Origin of the sequence: Streptomyces sp. C (assembly GCF_000158895.1) — a bacterium.
Classification (GTDB): domain Bacteria; phylum Actinomycetota; class Actinomycetes; order Streptomycetales; family Streptomycetaceae; genus Streptomyces; species Streptomyces racemochromogenes.
The window spans coordinates 154,639-158,376 of record NZ_GG657750.1 but is presented as its reverse complement, the minus strand read 5'-3'; the positions used below and the strand labels follow the sequence as shown (position 1 = coordinate 158,376).

Below are 3,738 nucleotides of genomic sequence, written 5' to 3'. Positions count from 1 at the left end.
CACCCACCCTCACACCGCCCGCACCCCCGGCGGACCGGTCGGCGAAGCACCGCCGCCCTCCCTCCCGAAGCAGGCGCCGACCCCGCTCGGACGGCTCGTCGCCACGGTCGAGCGGCTGCGCCGCGAGGTACGGGAGGCCCACGCGGCGGCCGACGGCCGGGCCCTGGTCGAACTGGCCAAGGGCATCCTCATGGGGCGGCTGAACTGCACCCCGGCCGCCGCGGCCCGCCAGCTCGACGAGCTGTGCCGCGAGGCCGGGCTCTCCCCCCTCGAACTCGCCGCCGACATCGTCAACCAGGCCGCCCGCGACCACGTCAGCGAGATCGCCGCCGAGTTCGTCGAACGCACGGCGACCGCCGCCCCGCCGACCGCCCGGACCTCCACCCTCTCGGTACGCCTGCGCACCGCCGAGAGCGGGATCCTCGCCGCCGCCGCGGACACCCAGGCCGTGGCCGATTCCCTGCTCGCCAACGCCCTGACCCCGCTCGGGGCGGTCGCCGTCGCCGTGTGGGCCGCCGCCCCCGACGGCTCCCTGGCCCTCGCGGCCCACGCCGGATTCCCCGCGGAGGAAGCCTCCCGCTGGCGGCACGTGCCCCCCGGCGTCGCCACCGTCCCCCGCCTCGCGCTGCGCGAACGCACCCCGGTGACCATCGCCGACCTCGGGCACGCGGGGATCCCCTCCATCGGGCACCTCCAATGGCCCGGAGGCGGCCGCATGGCCGTACCCGCCGGGACCGGCGGACGCGTACACGGCGTACTCGAAGTCTGCTGGCCGCAGCCCCTGCCCCCGCAACCCCCGCAGATCCAGCGCCAGGTGGAAGCACTGGCCGAGCTGTGCGCCCACACCCTCGACACGGCACCGCCGCCCGACGCGGCGGCGCCTGAGGCACTCCTGCCCGACGTGTCGGAACTCATCGACCTCGCCGAGGGACTGCACGACCCCACCGTCATCCTGACCCCCGTCCTCGACGCCGAGGGCCGCCTGGCCGACTTCCGCATCCGCCACGCCAACAGCCGGTTCGCCGACCCCGCCGGACGCCCGCGCGCGGACGTCAACGGAGCCCTGCTGCTGGAGGCCTATCCGATGGTCGGCGGCGACAGCGGCCTCTTCGACACCATCGAACGGGTCCACGCCACCGGCGAACCCTTCCGGGCCGAACGCGTCAGCCTCACCGCCCTCGTCGACCAGATCCCGCTCACCTCGGTCGCCGACATCAGCGTGAGCCGGCACGGCGCCGCCGTGCTGCTCATCTGGCGGATCGAGGACGAGACCGCCCGGCTGGCCAACCTCCTCCAGCACGCCCAGCGGCTGGGCCGCATCGGCGGCTTCGAGGAGGTCCTCACCACCGGGGAGATCACCTGGAACTCCGAGCTCTACGCCCTCCACGGACTCCCGCCCACCGCGCCCCCCGTACCGCTGCGCGACCTGCCCGACCACGCCCACCCGGACGACTCCGCGGCCCTCGGCCGCTTCCTGCGCGCCGTGCTCCGCTACCGGCGTCCCGCCTCCGTCAACCTGCGCCTGCGACGCTCCGACGGCATCCTGCGCCACATCCGGGTCGTCGCCGAGCCCGTACTCGACGCGGCACAACGGCTGCACGCGGTGCGCGGCGCGTACCAGGACATCTCCGCCCAGCACTGGACCGAGGTGGCCCTCGCCGCGACCCGGGACCAACTCGCCCTCACCGAGGCCGAATCAGCCGAACGCAACCGGCTCGCCCTCCAGCTCCAGCACGCCATCATGCCCCCGCACCACCACATCGAGGCACCCGGACTGCGCGTCGCCGTCCGCTACCGGCCCGCGGAGACGGAGTCCCTCGTCGGCGGCGACTGGTACGACACGCTGGTGCTGCCCTCGGGCCTCATCCTGCTCTCCGTCGGCGACGTCGCCGGACACGGCATCGAAGCCGCCACCGGAATGGTCGTCCTGCGCAACGCCCTGCGCGGCCTCGCCGTCACCGGCGCCGGCCCCGCCCAGCTGATGTCCTGGCTGAACACCGTCACCCACCACCTGACCAAGCAGGTCACCGCGACCGCCGTGTGCGGCCTCTACGACCCCCGCACCCGCGTGATGCGCTGGGCGCGCGCCGGGCACCTGCCGCCCGTACTCGTCAGGAAGGACGGGGCCCGGGCCTTCCCCCTCATCGACGGCCTGCTCCTCGGCGCGCTGCCCGACGTCACGTACGCCGAGGGGGAGATCCTCCTCGAACCGCAGGACACCCTGCTGATGTTCACGGACGGTCTGGTCGAGCGCCGGGACGCCTCCGTGCAGGACTCCCTGGCCGACCTCCTGCACACGGCCGGGGCGGGGGCGGGGACCGGAGACCTCGACAGCAGGCTCGACGCACTGCTCACGGAGAGCTGGTCCGACACCGACGACGACACCTGCGTCATCGGCGTGCAGCTCGACTGACCCCGGTGGCGGCCGCCACCGGCCGGACCGCTCAGGCGCTGTCGGTCCGCGCGGACAGCGGGGCGGCCACCTGCTCCAGCGGGCGCCCCTCGGCGGCCACCGCGAAGAAGACGGCGACCAGTCCCGCGGCGACCATCAGCGCCGCCCCGACGCAGAACGCCAGCACGGTGTCCGAGCGGACCCCGCTGGAGGTGAGGTCGGCGAAGACCAGCGGCCCGGAGATCCCGCCGGCGGCCGTGCCGACCGCGTAGAAGAAGGCGATCGCCATCGCCCGGGTCTCCATCGGAAAGATCTCGCTCACGGTCAGGTACGCCGAACTCGCCCCCGCCGACGCGAAGAACAACACCACGCACCAGCAGGCCGTCATGGTCAGTGCGGTGAGCCTGCCCGTCCCGAACAGCCAGGCCGTGCCGAACAGCAGCAGCCCCGACAGCACGTACGTTCCCGCGATCATCGGGCGGCGGCCGACGGTGTCGAAGAACCGCCCCAGCAGCAGCGGCCCGAGGAAGTTCCCGAAGGCGACGACGGCGAAGAAGTAGCCGGTGCCGCCGGTCGGCACCCCGAAGAACCGGATCAGGATCGTCCCGAAACCGAACGTGATCGCGTTGTAGAGGAACGCCTGGCCGATGAAGAGCGACAGACCGAGGACGGCGCGCCGCGGGTACGACCGGAAGACGGTGCGGGCGATCAGGCCGAAGCCGATCGCGCGGTGCCGCGTCACGGTGATCGCCTCCCCGGGCTCGGGCAGCGGCTCGCCCTTCTCGCGTTCCACCTGCCGTTCGACCTCGGTGACCAGCTCCTCGGCCTCGCGCTCCCGGCCGTGGACGAACATCCAGCGGGGGCTTTCGGGCACGTGCCTGCGCACGAGGAGGATGACCAGGCCGAGGACCACGCCGAGCGCGAAGGTGAGCCGCCAGCCCAGCCAGGCCGGGAAGACGCCGGTGTCCAGCGCGACCACCGACAGCAGGGCGCCGGCGACGGCACCGAGCCAGAAGCTGCCGGTTGATGATCAGGTCGACCCGTTTCTTTTTTACTTGCTCGGGATGAGCTCGTCGATCGCGGAGTTGATGGCCGCGTACTCGCCGCCGATGCCGAAGCCGGTGAGGAACCGGAAGACTAATAACCACCAGGGGGAGAAGGACACGGCGGTCAGTGCCGTCGCCGCGAGGTAGAGGCCGAGGGTGACCAGGAAGAGCTTCTTGCGCCCGAACAGGTCGGTCAGCCGTCCGAAGACCAGCGCCCCCGAACACGCGCCGGCCACGTAGAGGGCTGCGGCGACCCCGGTGACCTGGGCGTCGGTGACGGCCAGGCCGCTGCCGTCCTCG

1 protein-coding gene and 1 pseudogene are annotated in these 3,738 nt (G+C 73.1%); one reads left to right on the top strand and one right to left on the bottom strand.

Annotated elements, in window-relative coordinates:
* A partial coding sequence (locus SSNG_RS00855) for a SpoIIE family protein phosphatase (RefSeq protein ID WP_007261881.1) occupies positions 1 to 2,413 on the top strand: 2,413 nt, incomplete at its 5' end.
* Between the two features lie 31 nt (positions 2,414 to 2,444).
* Here SSNG_RS00855 and SSNG_RS00850 read toward each other — a convergent pair.
* Positions 2,445 to 3,738 (bottom strand): annotated as a pseudogene (locus SSNG_RS00850) (MFS transporter); the annotation flags it as partial.